Source organism: Shewanella polaris (assembly GCF_006385555.1).
Lineage (GTDB): Bacteria > Pseudomonadota > Gammaproteobacteria > Enterobacterales > Shewanellaceae > Shewanella > Shewanella polaris.
The window spans coordinates 846,390-867,169 of sequence record NZ_CP041036.1 but is presented as its reverse complement, the minus strand read 5'-3'; the positions used below and the strand labels follow the sequence as shown (position 1 = coordinate 867,169).

Sequence of the window (20,780 nt, the reverse complement as noted above, 5' to 3'; positions counted from 1 at the left end):
TAGATGAATTATCTTACCGCTTCTATATTGATATTCTTTTTATTGGTTGGTGTTAACGCTCAATCTCGCGAGCTCAGTCATTTTGAGTCGAACCAACTTTATAAAATGAATCAATTACTTGAAAACAAAAATTATGATGCCGCATCAAACATAATTAAGCCACTATTTGAACAAGAAAAACCTCATGCAACCGTATTTAAGTATGGATGCAAACTCTTAACTGACACCGGAAAGTTAACTGAAGCATTAAACTGCTGGACGAAAGGATACAAGCTTTACCCTAATGATATTAATTTAGCCATAAACTTAGCAGATTCGCTTTTAAAATCTAATCAATATCAGATGGTTATTAATCTATTAAAACCATTACTGGCATCAAGTAGCGATCAAGCTCTACTTGTGCAAACTCGTTATATAATGGGTTATTCTTATTATCAATTGACACAATATCAAGCGGTTATCGACATACTATTAATATCGCCAGTAAAACAACATTGGTGGCCTTTGATTAGTTATAGTCAATTAGCTTTAGAAGATTGGCAAGGGGCTAAAAATAGTGCGCTGCAGTGGCTAAAGAGCTCACCAGATAATCTAAGCGCTTGGCAAATTTTAGCTAGAAGTGAAATGGGATTAAATAATCCCATAGCGGCAGCTGTCGCGACGGATGTTTCTAGTGTAATAGATGGTAAAAAAACAAACGTAAACGTTAACCTATTAGGTAACCTAAAAGCATATAACTTTGCCGTTGAATGTATATCGCAGCAGCAAGGCCAAGTGTTTACCTCGCAACATTTTACTTGTGCGCAGTATGCTTGGCTTTCTGGCCAATATCAGCGGGCGTTAGATTTTATGCAATCATTTGTCATTAATTCCAAACTTAATACAACCTTATACGACGACTATTATTTACTTCAAGGGCAATTATTTGCCGTATTAAAACAAAATGACAGTGCAATAAACTCATGGAAAAAGGTAGGACAACAACCACTCACACTTGGCACAGCTAAAGAAATTAAATATGCTCGACAAAAGCGCAATCAGCAACAAGGGCAGGCATTATTATTAATGGGGCAAAATTATTGGTTAGCTCAAAAATGGCCAGAAGCCAAAGCATGCTATCGCAAGCTAGCACAAACACCAGGATTTGAATCCATCGCGAAAGCATTCGAACAAAATTTGGCTGGATTTGAACTATTTACCCCCTGATTACAATTCTAATTAACCGGTAATAATCAGTTACAGTCGCTAACCCACAACACGCTTCATTCTGCGTCGTCAATCTAGCTAATGCTTAAACGCACCGATATGAGTCGATATCGTTTAATGGTACTAATGACGATCGTTATTAAAGAATAATTAAATTGAAGCCCTTTTCACTGCCAACAAGTTAAGATGACTAAATCAGAGCCAATAAGAGTTCCATTATGCTTGATTGGTTTGCGCTAAGTAATCAATCGCTTGCATCAGTCGATAACAGATACGCGTCCAATTCTGCACGTCACGTTAATCGATAATACATTTCAGGATGAATCTGCATAAATTCAATGATTGAATAATAGTAATAAACTATTTAGGATCACCACATCTGATCGCAAACAAGAATCCACTTAATGACCATTGAGCTTTATTTTATCTACGACTCACATTGCCCTTGGAGCTATGCTGCCACACCTTTGGTGAATGCACTGCAACAAGCCTATCCAGAGATGAATGTACACTTACTACATAGCGCGCATTACATCGGCAAAGACAGTGCAGGCGAAGAACAAATGCAAGCCGCTGCAAAAATCAGTGGGCTTAAGTTTGGTCGCGACCATATTCGCTACGCAAACAGTCCTAAAAGCTCAATAAAAGTCGCAAACTTAATGGCATGGTTGCAAACCAAGCATGCCGATAAGCAATTGCCAGTGCTTAATGCGCTACAAAGAGCCCATTTCATTGAAGGCAACCCGCTTACCAATAAACACGACTTTAATGACATAGTAGAAAAATTTAAGCTGTCAGCATCGAATAAAATATTTAAAGATGAACTCAGTATGGATGCCGAATACGTACTCGAAGGCATTGAGGAAATTCAACAAGTTATTGGCACGGCAGGATTCCCTGCTATCGTGATAACAGTTGATGACAACGCCATCTTTGTTGATCACTCACAATACTTGAGCAATCCCCAAGCGGTAGTTGAAGCCGTTGAAAAAGAAATGGATGCCATCAAGCAATCAAAGCATTAATGTCACAACATATTGAATGCTTTTAGTTTGTAGTTTACGTAACAATATTTGAATGTATCAATAAAAAAACCACGGCTATCACCGTGGTTTTTTATTAATTGAAATCTTATTACGACTTACTTAGCTAATACTTTGCACCTGCGACGCCAGTAACCAAATCGCTAAAGCAAAAAATATTACCCCCATAAACTTGTTCTGATAAGTCCGAAACTTTTCATTTTTGAGTAAGGGTTTGCCTAAACTGCCCACTAACGCGACTAATAACAAATTAAACGCTAATCCCATCACATTAAGCAGCAACCCTAATGCCAGCATTTGTTCACCAGAACTGGCACTCAATTGAGTTGAAACAAACTGAGGCAAAAACAACACAAAGAATATCAGCGCTTTAGGATTAAGTAGATTACTCATTACCGCTCGGCGATAAAGTAATTTAGCGAGGTTACCCTGCTGAGTAATTTCAGGTGCATCGCTTGCACTGCTGCGCATGCAATCCCAACCCATTTTAAGCAAGTAAGCCCCGCCTAACACTCGCAACAACTCTAGCGCCATTGGATTCATTGCCACTAATGCGGAAACGCCCATTGCAGCAAGTAAGGTTAAAATAAGTCCCGAGGTCGCATTACCAAAACTGGCATACACACCCACTTTGCGGCCATAACTCAAGCTAGAACTGGCGATCAACAGCATGTCAGGCCCAGGAATTAATAGTAAGGCAACCACTGTGGTTAAATAAACGGGAAGTAAAGCCAGATCAATTATCATAAATACACAAATTCTAAACGAATGCTAAAACAAGGCGCGGATTCTACCGCTATCCAACATGAATGAAAATCATGTTAAGCGGCTACAGGTGTTTAAAGCAGAGGCACAGTTGGCAGGGTTTGTTTACGGTTAGAATTACTAAGTGGTTATAAACCAAAGAAGTATAAATAATAAAGGCCAGCCGTAACGGCTAGCCTTTGTTTTTGACGCTAAAGAGTCAGTTTACTCAGTTCTATTTATAGAAAGCTTCAATCTTACCTTTTACTGTCATCGTAAGCGGTTGACCGCGACGATCTAATGCTTTGTGCGATGCGACTTTTATCCAGCCTTCGCTGATGCAATATTCTTCGACATCATTACGCTCTTTACCATTAAACAAAATGCCAATTTCGTGTTCGAAAATGGCTTCCACATGATGTGGGCTACGTGGATTAACGCTAAGGCGATCAGGTAAAGCAGGTTTAGCTGTAGTGTCGTTCATTGTCTGGTCTGTAGTGAGTAAAACATGCGCTATTGTAGGCAATACCAGCGTGATGCTCAATAGCGGTGGTGATAAATGTGAGTAGCCCCTAAAAGATACCGTTTATCAGGAAAGAAGCACCAATCATAAATACTAAGCATCAGTGTTAAGCTAAGTGCCTGTGTTTAAAATCCTGCATGATCTTTTCTATGGGTTTTTAAGTACATATGATTTTTAATTGCATATAGGCAGCGTTAGTTTACATTTAGCTTAGCGAGCGACAGCGTATCGACGGCCAAGAGTTCAATAAAAGGGATAGCAGACAAGGGATGATGACTCAAAAGCGTTCAACCATATGGCAGTGGTTTATAGACGGTAAAATAGAGCCTGTTAATGTTAAAGCCGCAATGATAGTGGCTTACCCTCACCCAACAGCGAATAAATGGCAGCTATTAATCGCCAATATATTACTCTATCTCGGGGTTTTATTACTTGGCGCTGGGGTGATATTTTTCATGGCGTTTAACTGGGATGCGTTGTCGCACCTCAATAAGTTTGCCATAGTCGAAACCCTATTTGCCCTGTTTATTGGCGGATTTTATCTCGCTAACCGCGCCCGTAAAAAATCATCTTTACAGGCCGACGGCCAACATGTTCTACATGATCAACACAACCAACATATTCAACAGACTTATGGCTGTAGCCTAGCCAATGCAATGTTACTTGGAGCCAGTATTATGCTCGGGGCATTACTGGCGTTGGTGGGGCAAACCTATCAAACAGGCGCCGATCCTTGGCAACTGTTTGCCATTTGGGCGGTGTTAATTCTACCCTTTGCTTACATCGCAGGTTTTGATCTGTTGTGGTTATTGGTGGTGGTATTACTCAACGTCAGCCTAGGGTTATATCTTCAATCCTTTGCTTCTGTATTTAGTTTTCTACTTGAAGACATTCAACAAATTGCTATTTTCGGCTTAGTTAACTTAGTCATTCATCTAACATTTTCCTTAGCTAAACGCTGTAAATGGCGCGTACAATTGCATTTTAATTGCCCCATGGTAGAAGCTAGTAGTTTACTTGCTAGCGTAAGCGGATTCACCTGGCTAATCATTTGGGTCATTTTTGACTTTAATTACCATTACGACTCCAACGAATATGTTGCCTATTATGCGCTAGTGTACCTAGTCACTATGGTCAGCTTATTTGTTTGGTACCGTTATCGTTCACCCGCCTTATATCCACTCACATTGGTATTAACCAGCGTGAGTGCCGCTATAATATCGCTACTATCAAGTGAGTTATTCGAAACTAGCGATACCATTGCAGCGTTTTTTATCATGGGCATAGTGGTTGTAGGCCTAACCAGTGGCTGTTTATATTGGCTAAAAAAATGGCACCAACAATTTGATGAAATGACGATGCTTACGGATAATAACGCGAGCAATAGTGATGTTAAAAAAGAGGGAACCGCTCATGAGTAACCTCAGTTCGAGTAACACATTATGGCAATCGCTGTTTAATAAAGGGCTGGTAACCACGGATATTGCACCACAGGCCATGCTAAGCAGTCCTTGGTATATCATTGCCGCACAAATTATTGGAGGCTGGATTGCAGCGCTGTTTTTATTGGCGTTTGTATTGCTGAGTGCATCTTCGGTAAGCGATATTACCGAATCATCATTTATCAGTTTTGGTCTTGTGCTAAGCCTAGGCTGCTTGGCATATTATCGACTTGGCGAAAATCGCCAAGAGTTTATCCTGCAGATGGTGTTCGCATTTAGTCTATGCGGACAAATAATGTTGCTTTTTGGCACCTTCGAAAGCCTAGAAGACAGCAACGAGACCCTAATCGCGGTGATTTATGCCGCCACCTTTGCCATTCACTGGATAGTCATCCCTCACAAAGCAAACCAATTTGTTGCTGCGTTCGGTATGGTCCCCAGCCTATTAGCTATTTTAGCCATCAACCACTTATCGCTACTTATATTGCCATTGTTAGTACTAAGTTCAGTCGTTATCTGGTCACAAATTTACCGATGGCCACAACATTATCAACGTATCAGAATGTTAGGTTACGCAGTTGCCATCGGTTTGCTACTGGTTAATGTCATGCTGTTTGAATTAGATGACATAATAGATCAGCCTAGTTTTTTGATGACATTTAACGCCAGCATTAATGACTATATCGCTATCGCCATCAGCTTGTTATCAGCGCTGTGGCTCATTAATCAAATCTTTAACCAGCTAGCGCCCAACAACCAAACCAACCAAGCTAAGGCTTCGCATACTCGCAGTAAGCGAATGGTGATCCTTGCTGCAATATTAATCAGTTTACTTTCAATAGTCATGAGCGGATTAAGCGCCTCGCTACTCATGTTATTGCTGGGCTATTTCTATAACGAACGCAAATTAGTGATCCTTTCGGTGTGTGCCCTACTCGCCTTTATCAGCCTGTATTACTACTCACTCCACATAGACTTGTTTGATAAATCATTGTGGTTAATGGCCAGTGGCACAGTACTATTACTGCTCAGATTGGCCATGAACACTAAAGCCAAAGATTGCACCAAAAATAGCGTCGAAAATACTGTTGCTAGTGGTGTTGAAAATGGTTCTAAAAATGGGGCTGAAAATAATGATGAAGTTGGATTGATGGCTCCAACAGCGGATACAGAAGACGTTAACGATGTAATTGAAACGGCTCCAGCAACAAGAGTACAAAATAAGGAGCAACCATAATGACATCGAATAACAACACCTTGCTTAATTCTCGCCAGCTAAGTAAGCGGTCACTATGGGCAATTATTGCGGCATTAGTAATACTCGCACTCATTAACTACAAGATATTTACACAAGAACAACTATTAGCCAATGGCGAAGTCATACTGTTTGAACTGGCCCCTGTCGATCCACGCTCCCTAATGCAAGGCGATTACATGGCGCTAAATTATGACATCGCGAGAGTGGTTAGCCAGTCAGTTAATCAGCACTCAAGCACGCAAAATAACCATGATGGTTTGTTTATTGTGACACTCGACAAACATCGCGTCGCCCAGTTCGATGGCCTCTACAATGGTGATGCCTTAACCCCAACCCAGCGATTGATTCAATATCGCGTCCGTGACGGCAGTATTAAACTGGCCAGTAATGCTTTTTTCTTTCAAGAAGGTCGAGCAGCAGACTTTGAACAATCAAAATATGGCGAGTTTAGAGTTAATCAAGCAGGACAATTACTACTCAGTAATATGATAGATAAAGACTTTAAGCGCATATAGGCAGTGACGAGTTAGATAAAATAACCGGTAAAATTGGAGTAAATGGGATCAGAGTAAACTTTAAATTGTCAGCAATACTCTTTAACTCAAGTCACTTTACAAATGGATCATGGTGTTAGATGTTGGCTAACGTTTAAGAGTCATACGGCCAAAGGCACTAGCATCAATAAAGCCTCTGTTTTTATCGCCGTTAACCGGGGTGATCTCATGAGAACCCATAAAATGCTCTCTTACTGGGCTGCCATCGTTATCGCAATAGGCGAGCATAAAACCAATCATTTTATTCGGCGTTAGCAATAAAGGCTTATCTTCCTGACCTTCTTTAAAATCATTAGGATACAGCTTAATCGCCACCTCCCAAATCACGTTGTAAGGCGCATCACTACTGCGCTGCCAACGACTTTTTAAATGCGACGTATACAAGTGAGCTTGTTTGTCTGGACCATAATCAGCCGCCTGATTGTCTAGGCCAATATGGTACGCAAATGCACTGTGGTTAAACTGATGATCGCCGCCTGAGGCATCGCTATCAATAAAAATCTCTAACGTGTCATCATCCCAATAATTCACCGTTGGGTCGGCATGGGTATCAAGCAACACATCGTCGGTAATTTCAGCTTGCAGATACAAATAGTGCTCATCCCACAGTAACTTATATTTACCGCTGAAATCACTCGTTGAATCAGGCAATACTCCATCCATTAAATACGGCATCGTCTGCCACTTAGCCTGCTGCCATGCTGCGTCAGCAACACCATCAATCTTAATAGGCGTCGCAGTATAATCAACATCCATAGCAAACAGTGTCGGGCTACTTAACAGTAATCCCAAAGCGAGTAACGAATATTTCATAAGGCTCATTTCTAATCGGTTTTATATAGACTCGCTTAATCTGGCATTGAAAACAATCATAAATCAGACCCACGCTTAAAAGCTCTGCATCTTGGTCCTGAATTAAATCGGCCCAACAATCAGGTCAAAACACCGCAGGTTAGCTAGTACTTTAAAATTTTACTCTGATACCACTGATAAAGTGACCACAAAAAAAGCCCTAATCTTTGCAAGATCAGGGCTTATTTATTGAGTGACTACATCAACTCAGAGCCAGTATTAACGCTAAAAATTAACCTGCTTTAGCTTGAATTCGATAAGCATGTAGCAAAGGCTCTGTGTAACCAGATGGCTGAGATTTGCCTTTAAAAATCAGATCGCATGCCGCTTTAAAGGCAATGCCGTCAAAGTTAGGCGCCATATTAGTGTACAGCGGATCCCCTGCATTTTGAGTATCGACCACAGCGGCCATTTTTTTCAACGCGGCCATCACTTGTGCTTCACTGCATATGCCATGCTCAAGCCAATTAGCTAAATATTGCGATGAAATTCGCAAGGTTGCTCTGTCTTCCATCAAGCCGACATTATTAATATCAGGCACTTTTGAACAACCCACACCTTGATCAATCCAGCGCACAACATACCCTAAAATACCCTGAGCATTATTTTCTAGTTCAAAAGCAATTTGCTCATTGGTGAGTGCTACCCCTTCAGCAAGTAAAGGAATGGTTAACAAACTGTCAATGCTAGCACGTGGGCGTTGCTTAATTTTTTGCTGAACGTCTGCCACATTAATTTGGTGATAATGAATAGAATGCAGCACGGCACCATTTGGCGACGGCACCCACGCTGTATTTGCGCCCGCTTTAGGATGAGCCGCTTTTTGCTCAAGCATCGCTGCCATTTCATCTGGCATTGGCCACATGCCTTTACCGATTTGAGCACGACCTTGTAAGCCACATTCAAGCCCAATATCGACATTCCAATCTTCGTAAGCACTAATCCACTTTTGCTGTTTCATCACAGATTTAGGCACAAATGCACCCGCTAGCATTGAGGTATGCAACTCATCACCCGTACGATCAAGAAAGCCAGTATTAATAAACACGACGCGATCTTTCGCAGCCCTAATGCACTCTTTTAAATTCAGTGTCGTTCTGCGCTCTTCATCCATAATGCCTACCTTAATAGTATTACGTGGAAGCTTGAGCGCATCTTCTATCTTAGTAAACAGGTCACAGGTAAATTGCACTTCTTCAGGGCCATGCATTTTAGGTTTTACAATATTCACCGAACCTTTGCGGCTATTACTACGACCATTATTGTTACCTTTAAGGTCGTGCATCGCAGCAAGCACAGTGATCATGCCATCAAGTATCCCTTCAGGTACTTCGTTGCCATTTTTATCCAGCACAGCATCAATGGTCATCAAGTGACCCACATTACGCACAAATAGCAAACTTCTACCAGGTAAAGTGACTGTTTTTACATCTGCATTCTGGTTGGCACTCTGGTCGGCATTAGCAGCGGTATAGACGCGATCATCGTTGAGCTCTCTTACTATCTCTTTACCATTTTTAGTCAGCGAGGCAGCTAAGTTACCTTGCATCAAACCTAACCAATTGCGATAAACTTCAACCTTATCTTCAGCATCAACTGCAGCGACAGAATCCTCACAGTCCATAATGGTGGTAACAGCGGCTTCAACCAGCAAGTCTTTAACGCCAGCGCGATCGCTGCCACCAATAACACTGCTTGGATCTATTTGAATTTCGATATGCAGACCATTATTAACTAACAAAATAGCACTTGGTGCATCGGCACTACCTTGGTAACCCACACACTTTTCTGGCTGGGCTAAGGTTGTGGTAGAGCCGTCAGTTAATTGCACCCGTAACACACCCGCGTCGAGGTAATAACGGGTCACATCTGAATGGCTGCCTTGTGCTAAGGGCGCAGCTGTATCTAAGTGTTGTTTAGCAAAAGCGATAACTTTGTTGCCACGTACCGGGTTGTATTGTTTAGTGAGCTCCGCGCCACCTTCTTCAGATATCGCGTCAGTGCCATATAGCGCATCATACAGGCTGCCCCAACGAGCATTGGCAGCGTTAAGCGCAAAACGAGCATTTTTTACTGGCACCACAAGTTGTGGTCCAGCTTGCGCGGCAATTTCATGGTCGACATTTTCAGTACTAATTTGAAAAGCCTCCCCCTCAGGAACCAAGTAACCTATTTCAAATAGAAAAGCTTTATATTTTGCAGGGTCAAAATCTTTGGTGGGATGGTCAATATGCCATTGATCAATTTGCTGTTGTAGTTGTTGTCTTTTTTCTAACAGCTTCACATTAACGGGAGAAAATTCGCTAATAATGTCCTCAAATTTTGCCCAAAAGGTTGCTGAATCAATGCCAGTACCTGGGCAAATGTCACTGTCGACCAATTGCCACAATGCTTGCGCTATGTGTAATCCACCTACTTGAATACGTGCAGTCATTTTATATCCCTACCTTAATTTCTGTGCGTTGACCGTAAACTTAGCCTTAAATCATAGTCCTAAATCATTAGTCATAAATAACTAGCGCAAACTCATTCCACTGTTAACAGCTTACTGTTCATACGCAGTAATACTTTACTCTATATCAAAGTCACCTTATTTATCCAATTTATGCTTATTATCACCACTATTCACCAAAGATATGGCAAAATGGTGTTTTTTGGTTAATTTACAACATATACGTAACTAAAAATCACAATAACAGTAAGATTAAACATCACCTCTATTTATCTCTTCTGCGGTTTTAGTGATAAGTTGTCGCATCCATTGATGCGCGGGATTATGTTGAAGCAAAGGGCTCCAAGCCATAGTCAAGGCAATGGGTTGGATAATAAAAGGCGGCGGCACAATACTCACCCGTTCATTATGAATGTGATGACGTGCCATCTTACTTGGTATGGTTGCGATCAAATCTTGTTGCTCAGCCAACAAACAGGCTGCTTGATAATGGCGTGTAAAAACGGTGATCTGGCGTTTCACACCCATTCGCGTTAATGCTTCATCTACCCAGCCCAAACGCTGAACATCATCTGGGTTCATCCCTACCCCAACACCCATACCTGTTTTACTCACCCACACATGCTTAGCTTTTAAATAACTGTCTAAAGAAAACTTCTTTAAAACAGGATTACCCTTACTAATCAAGCAGCTAAAATCATCACTCCACAATATTTTTTGATGAAATGATTGCGGAATACTGTCGAAACGGTTGATCACCATATCGACTCTTCCTTGTTCTACATCAGGGAAACTGACATCACTTGGGGTCATGATATCTAAAATAATGTTGGGCGCTTGAGTACGAAGCTTGGCTATTAGCGGCGGAATTAACGTCGCTTCAGCATAATCACTTGCCATAACACGGAAGACTTTATCACTTTCTAGTGGATCAAAATTGGCACGCGGTTGTACGGCTTTTTCCAGTCCAATAATCAACTCACTGATAATGGGTTGCAATTCATTTGCTCGTTCGGTCGGCGTCATACCCTGACTAGTGCGAATAAGTAAGGGATCATCAAACAAGTTTCGTAAGCGTTTTAGGCCGTTACTCATTGCAGGCTGGCTGATCCCAAGCTGGTCTGCCGCTTTAGTAACATTTCTTTCACGTAGTAAAACATCTAAATAAACAAGGAGGTTCAAGTCGATACGAGATACATTCATATGGTGAATACCGAAGATAGTAAGTATAAATTAGGTTTATTTAACCAAATATAGCTATTATTTTCAACGTAATCAATTGCCGCTAATCTATTTGTTAAGGAATAAACACATGACTCACTACAAAAATAATATCGATGAAGCTGCCACCTTGATAAATTCAGAAGGTAGTGCATGGAATGCCATCAATCCAGAGTCAGTCGCTCGTATGCGTCTACAAAATCGCTTTAAAACTGGGTTAGATATCGCAAAATACACTGCTAAGATCATGCGTGAAGACATGGACAACTACGACAAGGACTCATCGCAGTACACTCAGTCTTTAGGTTGCTGGCATGGTTTTATCGGCCAACAAAAAATGATCGCGATTAAAAAACATCTTTTAACCACCAAGCGTCGTTACTTATATCTTTCAGGTTGGATGGTAGCTGCACTGCGTAGTGAGTTTGGTCCATTACCTGACCAATCTATGCATGAAAAAACTTCTGTTGCTGCGTTGATTAGAGAGCTATACACCTTCCTACGTCAAGCTGATGCCCGTGAACTAGGTGGTCTTTTCCGCGAATTAGATAATGCCAAAGAGTCAGATAAAGCCGCGATTCAACAAAAAATTGAAAACTTCGAAACCCATGTTGTACCGATTATTGCCGACATTGATGCTGGTTTTGGTAACGAAGAAGCCACTTATTTAATGGCAAAACAAATGATTGAAGCCGGTGCTTGTTGTATTCAATTAGAAAACCAAGTGTCAGATGTAAAACAGTGTGGCCACCAAGACGGTAAAGTCACCGTGCCACATGTTGAGTTTTTAGCAAAAATTAACGCGGTTCGTTATGCATTTTTAGAGCTAGGTATCGATGACGGCGTGATTGTTGCTCGTACCGATTCATTAGGTGCAGGCTTAACTCAAAAAATTGCTGTCACTAAAGAAGCTGGCGATCTAGGCGATTTATACAATAGCTTCCTTGAAGTTGAAGCCGTTGATGCTGCAAAACTTGAAAATGGTGATGTGGTATTCAAGCAAGGTGGCAAACTGGTAAAACCGGCTCGTCTACCAAATGGTTTATTTAAGTTCCGTGCTGGTACGGGTGAAGAACGTTGTGTACTTGACTGTATTACCTCATTGCAAAATGGCGCTGATTTATTGTGGATTGAAACTGAAAAGCCTCATGTATCGCAAATCGGTGGCATGGTTAACGAAATCCGTAAAGTTGTTCCTAATGCCAAGCTTGTGTATAACAACTCGCCATCGTTTAACTGGACGCTTAACTTCCGTCAGCAAATATTTGATGCGATGCAAAAAGCAGGACAAGACGTATCAGCTTACGACCGCCCTCAATTAATGAGTGTTGATTACGATGGCACTGAGCTTGCTATCCAAGCTGATGAAAAGATTCGTACTTTCCAAGCTGACTCGGCACGTGAAGCAGGTATTTTCCATCACCTTATTACACTACCGACTTACCATACTGCAGCATTATCTACCGATAACTTGGCTAAAGAATACTTCGGTGACCAAGGTATGTTGGGTTATGTTGCCAATGTTCAGCGTAAGGAAATCCGTCAAGGTATCGCCTGTGTTAAACATCAAAACATGGCTGGTTCAGATATGGGTGATGCACATAAAGAGTACTTCTCTGGTGACCAAGCGCTTAAAGCGTCTGGTAAAGACAACACAATGAACCAGTTCTAAGACCACTTTTATAGTCTGATTTTATAATTGCTTTTATAAACAGATTTATAGACTGATTTTGTAAACTGCTTGTGTAGAAAGTGACTTACCCAAATAGTGACTAGCTTAAGTGATGTTTTTGAAGTGAACATGACTAACAGCGAAAGCGAATACCAAAAGGCCTGCTTTAAATTAGCAGGCCTTTTTATGTGTCACACTCAGGTAAAATGGTCACAGTGACGCTACCCCATTAAGATACACACTGATACAAGCCATTATTATGCAATGATATTTTTGACTACAGCAACAGCCCATTTCTCTCAATTGCGACGCATAACGATTGATGAAAATTTCCACTTACAATATTGCCAAACTCGGAGTATATTAATCCAGCAGATTCATGGATTTAGAATTGCGGCCTATGACTAAGGCCACACCACGATCAAGGACGCCAATGACAAGCTTCACCTCCAGTTTATTATCAGTAGGCATTCTTCTTTCGAGCATGTTCGTCACCATTGGGGTGATGTTTGTTTTACTCAAACATCGCGACAGAACAGTTAAACTACCAGTCGATCGCGAACAACTTCAACGAATTCCCGCTTTTGGTTTACTGCCACTGCATTTTAAAGACGGCCGCTTATGCTTTTCATCGTGGACTGAAACCAAGCCAATAGAACAAGTAATTCGCCAAGCAATCCCTAATAAAGAGCAGGTCAGCCAGTGGCTAACCAAAGCTACCGGCCAACAGGTTTTCTCCAGCCCCGTACTGGTATTCCCCGGCTGGTATGTTACAAGCCAAACAAAGCCACCGTTCCCCATCTTAAATCACAAACAGCTGGTCAAAACCATACCAGCCGTCCGCACTCAAACACTCAGCCAACAACAAGTCGATGCGATTGTGTATCAAGTGGCACAGAGATGTTTGAGTAAGAGTGAGGTAGGAAAATGATGAATCTAGATTCATTGCTAATAAGATCTGCTGAATATGAAAAACTAATGAGTCAATATTTAGCAATTCCTCCAGCAGTCGCTTCACCTAAGAATCATGCTAGTAGAATCATGTGCAGCGTGGCTTTTGAACATTCAGAGAGTATCAAAATCTTACTAGCAACAGGTAACTTCACCTCAGCTATTGGTCTACTAAGATTACAGTTCGAAGCGTTAGTCAGAGCCCATTGGTTTCACTTTTCTGCTACTGAGATTCAAATAAATAAGCATCTTGCAGATCTCACGAATGAAAGCGCAAATAGGGCATCAAAGATACCTATGTTGACTGAAATGCTTGAAAAAATGGAAGGGAAAGCTCCAGAAAATGCGCTATTACCACTATTAGAATTTAAACAATATTCATGGAAACCATTAAGTTCATATATTCACGGAGGCATTCATGCCATCAATCGCCACAGCAAAGGTTATCCGATTGAATTAATTGAACAAGTATTAAGAAACTCGAATGGTTTAAATGGTACTACAGCATATTTTTGGTCACAGCTGACAGGCCAAGCAAACAAACCTAAAGAAGTGATGAAGTCATTTAATGAGTTCAGAGATTGTCTACCTTCCGATCGATTAAAAAACTAAAATAATTAAAATTTTAATCGATTATTTAACCTAATATGAGAACTGTGCATGGATCCTTTATCACAACTGTTTGCAGCATATTTAGAAAGTGTGAGTAACAACGTTTCTAAAGTTTACAGCGATACCCATAACACTACAGTTACGACTAAAGCGTTGCAATATGAGGATACCGAAATCCGTTTCCAACACCAATTATGGCGGATAAGAAACGACAGTGTTTGTGCTAATTTGATTCAAGATTCAACCCAGTATTCAAAATGCACTCAACTTGCAAAAAACATGTTTAACGAGGTATGCATTAAGCTTTCAAGTAACGAAAAGCTTAGTACGAAAGGAAGAAGTATTTCGAATATGTATTGTAATGCTTCTATTAACTACAAACCTATAGTTGCTCAAATCAGCCAACCCAAAGCGAAAACAGCGCAGCAGTTAGCAGACAAGCTATGTAATCAACTCATTCTCGAGTCGATGCAGGACAACAGCGAAGTTATTAAAAAACAAAAAGAAGCCGCATGTACAAAGGTAAATTAACACCTCTGAATTTGAAACGGAATATAACACGCTATTTTAAATGACTTTATTTCATTTATCATGCGTTAAAGCATTGCACTAAACAGAAAAAATAGCGTAATGTATAACCAATGTAAAACGCAGGCCTAAACGCCTTTCAGGGAAGAAGAAGCCAATCATTTGCTTGTATTAACCAGCTCAGTTGCATCACACAAGCACAAAATGAAAATTTTATTCTAACCCTACTTATTATTGTAAGGAATTTAAATGACTAAAATCGTAGTGCTTGGCGGAATCAGCGTCCCGTATCAGCAGGATAACCAGACCAAAAAGTGGAGTTTTAATAAAGTATATGAGTGGAATTTGGGTAATCATTATGTCCAAGAGTTTGCGAAAGAAGCCGACCTTAAAGTAAGAAGGCGTTCAAAAAATCATGGAAAAATTGGATATCCACCAAAAATAAAGTCCCTTGCATCTTCATTAGTGATACATTTAAAACCTCGAAATAATATAGATTTTAAAAAACTAGTTGAGACAATCCAGAAAACCAATAGCCTAGTTCTCAAGAGCTCAAGAGCCCAAAGTAAACTTGTGCTCATATTCCTCAAATACAAAAAAGAGCATGAGGACAGCACTAGCACAACGCCAATATTTATTGAAAACTTATTGGTCATGTTATTAAAAGATAAATCTGCATTAATGTTTGGAAATGATGGCGAACCTCTAGGTACTGAGATCATAGATTTTGATGATGTGATGCAAGCAGCGCTAATTAATATAGCTGAATTTTCTAATTCTATATCCAAGAAGGAAGATATTGACGTTTCATTTATTAATGGAGTAGGCGGGACTACTGATTATTTTATAGATTTCTTTGACGCTGAAGATGTAATAAAGAATAAAGAAAGTGTTTCTAATGTTTTAACTGCACTAAATAATTTCCTATTAACTAAGAAATTAACACGAAAGCAAAGAGAGTTATGTGAAAAAAATGTCAAGTCACATATAGAGCGTAATGAAAGGAATAAGATATCAACTAAGCTACAAGATTTGAGTAGCGTAATTTATAATACATTAAGAATAGATAAAAATTTAAAAATAAAAAAAGATTCATTCGAAGATTTTGTGCAAGATAATAATTACAAAGTTAATGAAGAATTTAGTGTCAGCAAGAAAGAAAGAGAAACTCTAGAATTTATTACGATGGATACAGACGTAGGTAACCTAAAGCTTAAAAAATCACTATTTAGCAAAAAAAGTAAGGTGGGTAATATTGTTTTCAATCCACAGAATAATGAACTTATAGTTAAGACAAAAATAAATGATGCTGACATTATTGCTGAACTAATAAAAATCCAGAATGGATAAATTACAATGTGAGATTATAGAATGCTACGCTAAGGGAGCATTCAATTTTGAGGGTAATTACTTTACATCTGTAGATCTATCTAAAGAAAAGTTTAACATTCTATTTCCAATAGATATTTATCCAAGTTCTGACTTCACTGACGGCATTGGCACTGTTGATATAGAAGATATAAATTTTATTTTTAAAGATTTTCACACATTAATTGAATATATCGAATATAATGATTTAAAAATAATCGGCAACTCTTATAATAAAGTTATTTTAGATAGCGATGGTATTATCGAATTAGGTGAATTTGCTCAACATTATAAGGAATGGATACAGATTTTTGATGAGATTGCAGATCACCAATACCCTGTAAATGATTTAAGTTCGGGTAGAAATTATATTTTCATAGAAAAAAATGATGATAAAAACTCTACAGTTTTAAGTATGAATATTGATAACGTCTCAGAGAAAGATATATATAAATTAATAAAATCAATAAGCAGCCCAAAATTACTACTCAAATCTTGCTTGCAAAAGGATGCCCATCAAGGCGAAAAGAGAGCAACTCTAAAAAGTTCATTATTGAAGATGATTAGAAATAAAAACATTTCACTTATTGAAATATTAAGCCTAGGAGAAACACTACTAAATACATTTCACAAGAACTATGAAACCTATTTAAGAAGTTTCTCATTTGAGGATTTTATTAAAGATCTAGAAGATGATGTAGGTGATTTTATAAGTAAGGTTGAAGAGCAAATTCAAGGGTTTTACGTACAAGCATTGGCTGTTCCTGGTGCAGTAATACTTGCTTCAGCATTCAGAGGCGCAGATAAAGGTATAAGTGTAGCATTATTATTTAGTACAGTATTAGCACTTACAATTGTCTTCAGCTCACTTAAAAGTAAAACAAAATTCATTACGCGAGTAGCAGACAATACACTTACCAAATTAAGTATTTATAAAAAAAGAACTGCTGATATAAAAAACACCTTTGCACAACAGACAATTTTAGAAAAAATCAATGCTGCAATAAAATCTGTCGAAGATACTGCTGAAGATTGTAAACGTGAAATTCAAAAGTTAAAAAACTTTATTATTGTATTAGTTTCAACTTATGTCATTGTTGCTATTTTGTTTGAAAAAATATAATAAATGGATCAGAGTCTGACGAATCCGGCGTTTTTCAAGACAATTGTCGCCTAAATTGTTAAGTAAAAGTGGGGTCAGAGTCTGACGAATCCCCATGAAATAACAAACAGGAACAATAAGATATTTTAAATTAGATGGGAACATTCATGACATTTGGTGATCAAATTTATCGCCAAACAAAAATTACCACGAGTAAATGCCATGAATGCGAAACAAGTTTTATCAAAATGCCTATCGTTTGTCACCCCCCGTTAACACATAAAACGCACAAAACTCGCCGACAGAGTTTATTCTCTGCAATCGAAAGCGCAATGAATGGTGGCTCCCTATCAATCACAGGGCTTGGCCGAGCTTTAGGGATGTGAAAACGGGTTTGAAAATGAATGATAGTGGCTCAAGGATTATACATAAGCTCAGCGTATTGCTACTCATCGCCTGCTTATCTCAATTTATGTTATACCTGCTAGGATTGGCAGTTAAATCTACTGATAAGCATAGACAATACCAAGCGAATTCAATCAAGCATCGTAATGTTTTATCAAATCAATTTATAGGATTAAGAGCCTACAAAGATAAGTCTTTGAGGCTACTGAAGTCACACTGGCTAACAGGAATTAAGACGCTAAAATCGTTAATCAAGGATCCGCAAGCATTCTATTAAATTCGTGGGGATCCCTCAGACTCTGACCCCACTTATTCAACACTTATTGTTTTCAATAAAGTCACCGCCTATTGTAATTTGTGATTACGGCATTTCATTCTGTAGTAGCTCAGGCTTGATCTGAGAGTTACCTTTTTTTAGTTTTCATTATGGGCTCGATACCTTTATCAAAACGGGTAACTCTCAAATTTGCAATTATATTTAATAGTTAAAGATGACTAAGTCTAAGTTATTACAGACTATTACCGTTATCTGCAGATTCATGTTTACGCTGATACTTATTCATTGCAACAACAGCTAACTCTAAAGCACTAAGGTCATCATCTACTGAACTTGAAGAACCAAATACAGCGGTATTTTTATCTAAGTAAACTTTATCTTGCCACTCTTGATTAAGGTTAGTAAAACCATATGAACTTTTCTTTATGTATCCCACATTCAGCAACATATCCATCAACAAATAATCGCCAGTGTTCGAAGGTAACTCACCCTCGGTTCCTATCACAGGAGCTTTTTCGACGAGAATGCCATTTTCAATAGCACCTTTAAGGAGTTCTCTTTTAATAGCGCTGAGTGCTTTATCCATTCGGTTAAGACCATTAGAGTACTCTTGGTTTTGACGTAAAATATCATTTTCTGTTACTGGATAATTATTGACATTTACAAGAGATTTTTTTGCTCGTTCCAAATTCCTATTTAAAGTGCGTAACGTTCGTTCTATAGTATTCTTGCTAATGTCAGTTTGGTTTTCTGCAATAACAATGGCTTGTTGTAATGACTTTTCAGCATCAATTTTTTTACGATAAAGACCGTGCTTATCACCCACACTCATTTTCAAAGACCAATCTGCTTCTATATAAGAGTTGATATTTGCTTTTACTACTTGTCCTAACTCATTAGCACCCTGTTCACGACTTAACTTGTAATTTAAGTTGAAATAGAGACACTGTGATAGATGAGATGTTCCCTCGGTGTAATATCTACCTTTTCTTTCTGAACATTTACCTTTGTATGCCTTTAGGGTGTCCCAGTTAAATGGTTTATTAGCGTTTTCATCAAGCTTCTTAATAGGCAATTTATTACTCACAATATAATTGTTCACCACGTGAATAATTTTTGTTTGCTGCTGTTTAAGTACTTGTTGCTTATCTTCAATTTCTTTATTTATGTCTGCTAATAAGCCACGCTCAGCTTTGGTAAAATTATCAAGCTTTGCTTGCAAAGCATTTTGCTGATCTATGTTGCTTTGAATCTCTGCTATTTTGCCCTCTTCGATAGCCACCTTTTCAGTCTGTGCTTTTTGTACTTTTGATGGAATGCTTGAATGAATAGCTTTAACTTCATTTAGTGCTGTCATATATTCATTAGTGCTGTCATTCGACACAGAAAATGACGGTACAACATTCCCACTAATAACATCACTATTTCGGCTATTAAATTTTCCAATTTTTTTAACACCTTCAGCAAGCGATGCAAGCTCACTATTGAAAATGTAAGCTGTTGATGAGATTTCAACACCCTTTGGCATAGTACTCGTATCAATAGCAACAGTATCTGGGTGCTTAGAGCATCCTGAAGCTGTCAATATAATCATAAGAACTACCATTAATTTAAACTTAAAAATATCTTTCATATTACTTCCTACTTTATTCTTACCTTTGAATGAATATTAACTATTAATATTCGACAAACTAAATACGTTACTTAGCGCTTATATTGAACAAACTACTTAACATTACACCCGTTTAAATTTAATTTTCATCATACCCATATCTTGCTGAAGAGTATTTTCATCAACAATTTCTATAGCATCTTCTTTATTGCCTATTTTAATTATCAAATATTCTTTGCCATTGCTTTCTCGGACAAATATTTCATCTACTTCAGTTCGGCTACCATTACTTTCTATATAGTCACGACCAATAGTCATAGTTAATTTCGGCATTTTATTCATGTATTGATTCATCATTTTAGAATCAATACTTGATTGATACGTACCTTCATAACCATGCCCTCCACAGGCAACGAGTATTATAGATAAACCAGCAACGATAATGTTCTTTAGTCATTTCATATGTATCCTTTTAAATATGATGTGTTTTTTATTACAAATACTTTTTAAAAAGTATTTTTAATAATGAATTTTTTGAAGTATACAATGGAAGGTTATTGAGATTCGTGTTAGCAGACACGCCACCTTTTTTTGATACATTAAGGTCGTAATCTTTGCGTATATGAGTTTCTTCATACTTGCCTTTGTATGATGAAACTATTCAAATACAATCTCTATGTCAATGTTTTTTTTATAGAAATAGAGTTTAACTCTGAAAACATGGCAAAAAATTCATTCTTAAAATCATCATATACAAATATTTAGTTAAAATTTCCTACGGATACTTTATAGATCAGCAGCATCCGATAAAAAGACACTTAAAAGTGACTCGATAAGTGGGGTCAGAGTCTGACAACCCCCACAAAATAATGAATAAAAATAACGAGATAGGTTAAAAACTGAGGAGCATTCATGGCATTTGGTGATCAAATTTATCGCCAAACAAAAATTACCACGA

The 20,780-nt window shown here is 38.6% G+C and carries 18 protein-coding genes, 1 pseudogene and 1 riboswitch; of the genes and pseudogenes, 12 read left to right on the top strand and 7 right to left on the bottom strand.

Annotation, left to right across the window (positions count from 1 at the left end; translation table 11 throughout):
- Window positions 1–3 precede the first annotated feature (3 nt).
- Both FH971_RS03690 and FH971_RS03685 read left to right on the top strand, forming a co-directional pair.
- Complete coding sequence (locus FH971_RS03690; RefSeq protein ID WP_140233409.1) at window positions 4–1,206, top strand: tetratricopeptide repeat protein; 1,203 nt, start codon at window positions 4–6, stop codon at window positions 1,204–1,206.
- Between the two features lie 404 nt (window positions 1,207–1,610).
- Window positions 1,611–2,231: a DsbA family protein gene (locus tag FH971_RS03685; RefSeq protein WP_137222752.1), complete on the top strand. Its 621-nt coding sequence runs from the start codon at window positions 1,611–1,613 to the stop codon at window positions 2,229–2,231.
- 120 nt (window positions 2,232–2,351) lie between these two features.
- Here FH971_RS03685 and FH971_RS03680 read toward each other — a convergent pair whose 3' ends face one another.
- The gene (locus tag FH971_RS03680; protein ID WP_137222754.1) at window positions 2,352–2,996 is read right to left on the bottom strand and encodes a LysE family translocator; all 645 of its coding nucleotides are present in this window, start codon (window positions 2,994–2,996) and stop codon (window positions 2,352–2,354) included.
- Window positions 2,997–3,228: 232 nt separating this feature from the next.
- On the bottom strand, window positions 3,229–3,477 hold the full coding sequence (locus tag FH971_RS03675; RefSeq protein ID WP_140233408.1) for a DUF3297 family protein: 249 nt from the start codon (window positions 3,475–3,477) through the stop codon (window positions 3,229–3,231).
- 308 nt (window positions 3,478–3,785) lie between these two features.
- Here FH971_RS03675 and FH971_RS03670 point away from each other — a divergent pair, with 308 nt between their 5' ends.
- Genes FH971_RS03670 through FH971_RS03660 form a run of 3 tightly spaced genes read left to right on the top strand, consistent with a single transcriptional unit; the run spans window position 3,786 to window position 6,731 of the window.
- The gene (locus FH971_RS03670) at window positions 3,786–4,937 is read left to right on the top strand and encodes a DUF2157 domain-containing protein (protein WP_140233407.1); all 1,152 of its coding nucleotides are present in this window, start codon (window positions 3,786–3,788) and stop codon (window positions 4,935–4,937) included.
- On the top strand, window positions 4,930–6,195 hold the full coding sequence (locus tag FH971_RS03665; protein WP_167495978.1) for a DUF4401 domain-containing protein: 1,266 nt from the start codon (window positions 4,930–4,932) through the stop codon (window positions 6,193–6,195). The genes FH971_RS03670 and FH971_RS03665 overlap by 8 nt, the downstream gene beginning before the upstream one ends.
- Window positions 6,195–6,731, top strand: a complete 537-nt coding sequence (locus FH971_RS03660; protein WP_140233405.1) for a GDYXXLXY domain-containing protein — start codon at window positions 6,195–6,197, stop codon at window positions 6,729–6,731. Before FH971_RS03665 ends, FH971_RS03660 begins: the two co-directional genes overlap by 1 nt.
- A gap of 126 nt (window positions 6,732–6,857) precedes the next feature.
- Here FH971_RS03660 and FH971_RS03655 read toward each other — a convergent pair whose 3' ends face one another.
- From FH971_RS03655 to FH971_RS03645, 3 genes are all read right to left on the bottom strand, one after another.
- Window positions 6,858–7,583: a CBM9 family sugar-binding protein gene (locus FH971_RS03655; RefSeq protein WP_140233404.1), complete on the bottom strand. Its 726-nt coding sequence runs from the start codon at window positions 7,581–7,583 to the stop codon at window positions 6,858–6,860.
- A 271-nt stretch (window positions 7,584–7,854) separates the two neighbouring features.
- A complete protein-coding gene (locus tag FH971_RS03650) occupies window positions 7,855–10,056 on the bottom strand; it encodes a malate synthase G (RefSeq protein WP_140233403.1) in 2,202 nt (733 codons plus the stop codon).
- Window positions 10,057–10,326: 270 nt separating this feature from the next.
- The gene (locus FH971_RS03645) at window positions 10,327–11,277 is read right to left on the bottom strand and encodes a LysR family transcriptional regulator (protein WP_140233402.1); all 951 of its coding nucleotides are present in this window, start codon (window positions 11,275–11,277) and stop codon (window positions 10,327–10,329) included.
- A 109-nt stretch (window positions 11,278–11,386) separates the two neighbouring features.
- On the opposite strand from FH971_RS03645, the gene FH971_RS03640 reads away from it, so the two are divergent.
- From FH971_RS03640 to FH971_RS03610, 7 genes and pseudogenes are all read left to right on the top strand, one after another.
- Window positions 11,387–12,967, top strand: a complete 1,581-nt coding sequence (locus FH971_RS03640) for an isocitrate lyase (protein WP_140233401.1) — start codon at window positions 11,387–11,389, stop codon at window positions 12,965–12,967.
- Between the two features lie 433 nt (window positions 12,968–13,400).
- Window positions 13,401–13,898 carry a hypothetical protein gene (locus tag FH971_RS03635; protein ID WP_140233400.1) on the top strand — a complete coding sequence of 166 codons (498 nt, stop codon included), beginning with the start codon at window positions 13,401–13,403 and terminating at the stop codon, window positions 13,896–13,898.
- Window positions 13,895–14,530: a DUF6988 family protein gene (locus FH971_RS03630; protein WP_240778434.1), complete on the top strand. Its 636-nt coding sequence runs from the start codon at window positions 13,895–13,897 to the stop codon at window positions 14,528–14,530. The genes FH971_RS03635 and FH971_RS03630 overlap by 4 nt, the downstream gene beginning before the upstream one ends.
- A gap of 48 nt (window positions 14,531–14,578) precedes the next feature.
- Window positions 14,579–15,061 (top strand): hypothetical protein, encoded by a 483-nt coding sequence (locus tag FH971_RS03625; RefSeq protein WP_140233399.1) that lies wholly within the window; start codon window positions 14,579–14,581, stop codon window positions 15,059–15,061.
- A 246-nt stretch (window positions 15,062–15,307) separates the two neighbouring features.
- Window positions 15,308–16,408: a nucleoid-associated protein gene (locus tag FH971_RS03620; protein WP_140233398.1), complete on the top strand. Its 1,101-nt coding sequence runs from the start codon at window positions 15,308–15,310 to the stop codon at window positions 16,406–16,408.
- Window positions 16,401–17,549 (top strand): hypothetical protein, encoded by a 1,149-nt coding sequence (locus FH971_RS03615; RefSeq protein ID WP_140233397.1) that lies wholly within the window; start codon window positions 16,401–16,403, stop codon window positions 17,547–17,549. Before FH971_RS03620 ends, FH971_RS03615 begins: the two co-directional genes overlap by 8 nt.
- 349 nt (window positions 17,550–17,898) lie before the next feature.
- Window positions 17,899–18,210: pseudogene (locus tag FH971_RS03610) on the top strand (IS4 family transposase); the annotation flags it as partial.
- A 232-nt stretch (window positions 18,211–18,442) separates the two neighbouring features.
- Here FH971_RS03610 and FH971_RS03605 read toward each other — a convergent pair.
- Window positions 18,443–19,843 carry a hypothetical protein gene (locus FH971_RS03605; protein ID WP_140233396.1) on the bottom strand — a complete coding sequence of 467 codons (1,401 nt, stop codon included), beginning with the start codon at window positions 19,841–19,843 and terminating at the stop codon, window positions 18,443–18,445.
- Between the two features lie 102 nt (window positions 19,844–19,945).
- Complete coding sequence (locus FH971_RS03600) at window positions 19,946–20,164, bottom strand: hypothetical protein (RefSeq protein ID WP_140233395.1); 219 nt, start codon at window positions 20,162–20,164, stop codon at window positions 19,946–19,948.
- Between the two features lie 226 nt (window positions 20,165–20,390).
- Window positions 20,391–20,475: riboswitch (cyclic di-GMP riboswitch) on the bottom strand.
- Window positions 20,476–20,780: the final 305 nt, after the last annotated feature.

Bases quoted from the DNA above. Each gene is read 5' to 3' on its own strand.
- FH971_RS03690 (WP_140233409.1), top strand. From the start codon at position 4: ATGAATTATCTTACCGCTTCTATATTGATATTCTTTTTATTGGTTGGT.
- FH971_RS03685 (WP_137222752.1), top strand. From the start codon at position 1,611: ATGACCATTGAGCTTTATTTTATCTACGACTCACATTGCCCTTGGAGC.
- FH971_RS03680 (WP_137222754.1), bottom strand. From the start codon at position 2,996: ATGATAATTGATCTGGCTTTACTTCCCGTTTATTTAACCACAGTGGTT.
- FH971_RS03675 (WP_140233408.1), bottom strand. From the start codon at position 3,477: ATGAACGACACTACAGCTAAACCTGCTTTACCTGATCGCCTTAGCGTT.
- FH971_RS03670 (WP_140233407.1), top strand. From the start codon at position 3,786: ATGATGACTCAAAAGCGTTCAACCATATGGCAGTGGTTTATAGACGGT.
- FH971_RS03665 (WP_167495978.1), top strand. From the start codon at position 4,930: ATGAGTAACCTCAGTTCGAGTAACACATTATGGCAATCGCTGTTTAAT.
- FH971_RS03660 (WP_140233405.1), top strand. From the start codon at position 6,195: ATGACATCGAATAACAACACCTTGCTTAATTCTCGCCAGCTAAGTAAG.
- FH971_RS03655 (WP_140233404.1), bottom strand. From the start codon at position 7,583: ATGAAATATTCGTTACTCGCTTTGGGATTACTGTTAAGTAGCCCGACA.
- FH971_RS03650 (WP_140233403.1), bottom strand. From the start codon at position 10,056: ATGACTGCACGTATTCAAGTAGGTGGATTACACATAGCGCAAGCATTG.
- FH971_RS03645 (WP_140233402.1), bottom strand. From the start codon at position 11,277: ATGAATGTATCTCGTATCGACTTGAACCTCCTTGTTTATTTAGATGTT.
- FH971_RS03640 (WP_140233401.1), top strand. From the start codon at position 11,387: ATGACTCACTACAAAAATAATATCGATGAAGCTGCCACCTTGATAAAT.
- FH971_RS03635 (WP_140233400.1), top strand. From the start codon at position 13,401: ATGACAAGCTTCACCTCCAGTTTATTATCAGTAGGCATTCTTCTTTCG.
- FH971_RS03630 (WP_240778434.1), top strand. From the start codon at position 13,895: ATGATGAATCTAGATTCATTGCTAATAAGATCTGCTGAATATGAAAAA.
- FH971_RS03625 (WP_140233399.1), top strand. From the start codon at position 14,579: ATGGATCCTTTATCACAACTGTTTGCAGCATATTTAGAAAGTGTGAGT.
- FH971_RS03620 (WP_140233398.1), top strand. From the start codon at position 15,308: ATGACTAAAATCGTAGTGCTTGGCGGAATCAGCGTCCCGTATCAGCAG.
- FH971_RS03615 (WP_140233397.1), top strand. From the start codon at position 16,401: ATGGATAAATTACAATGTGAGATTATAGAATGCTACGCTAAGGGAGCA.
- FH971_RS03605 (WP_140233396.1), bottom strand. From the start codon at position 19,843: ATGAAAGATATTTTTAAGTTTAAATTAATGGTAGTTCTTATGATTATA.
- FH971_RS03600 (WP_140233395.1), bottom strand. From the start codon at position 20,164: ATGAATAAAATGCCGAAATTAACTATGACTATTGGTCGTGACTATATA.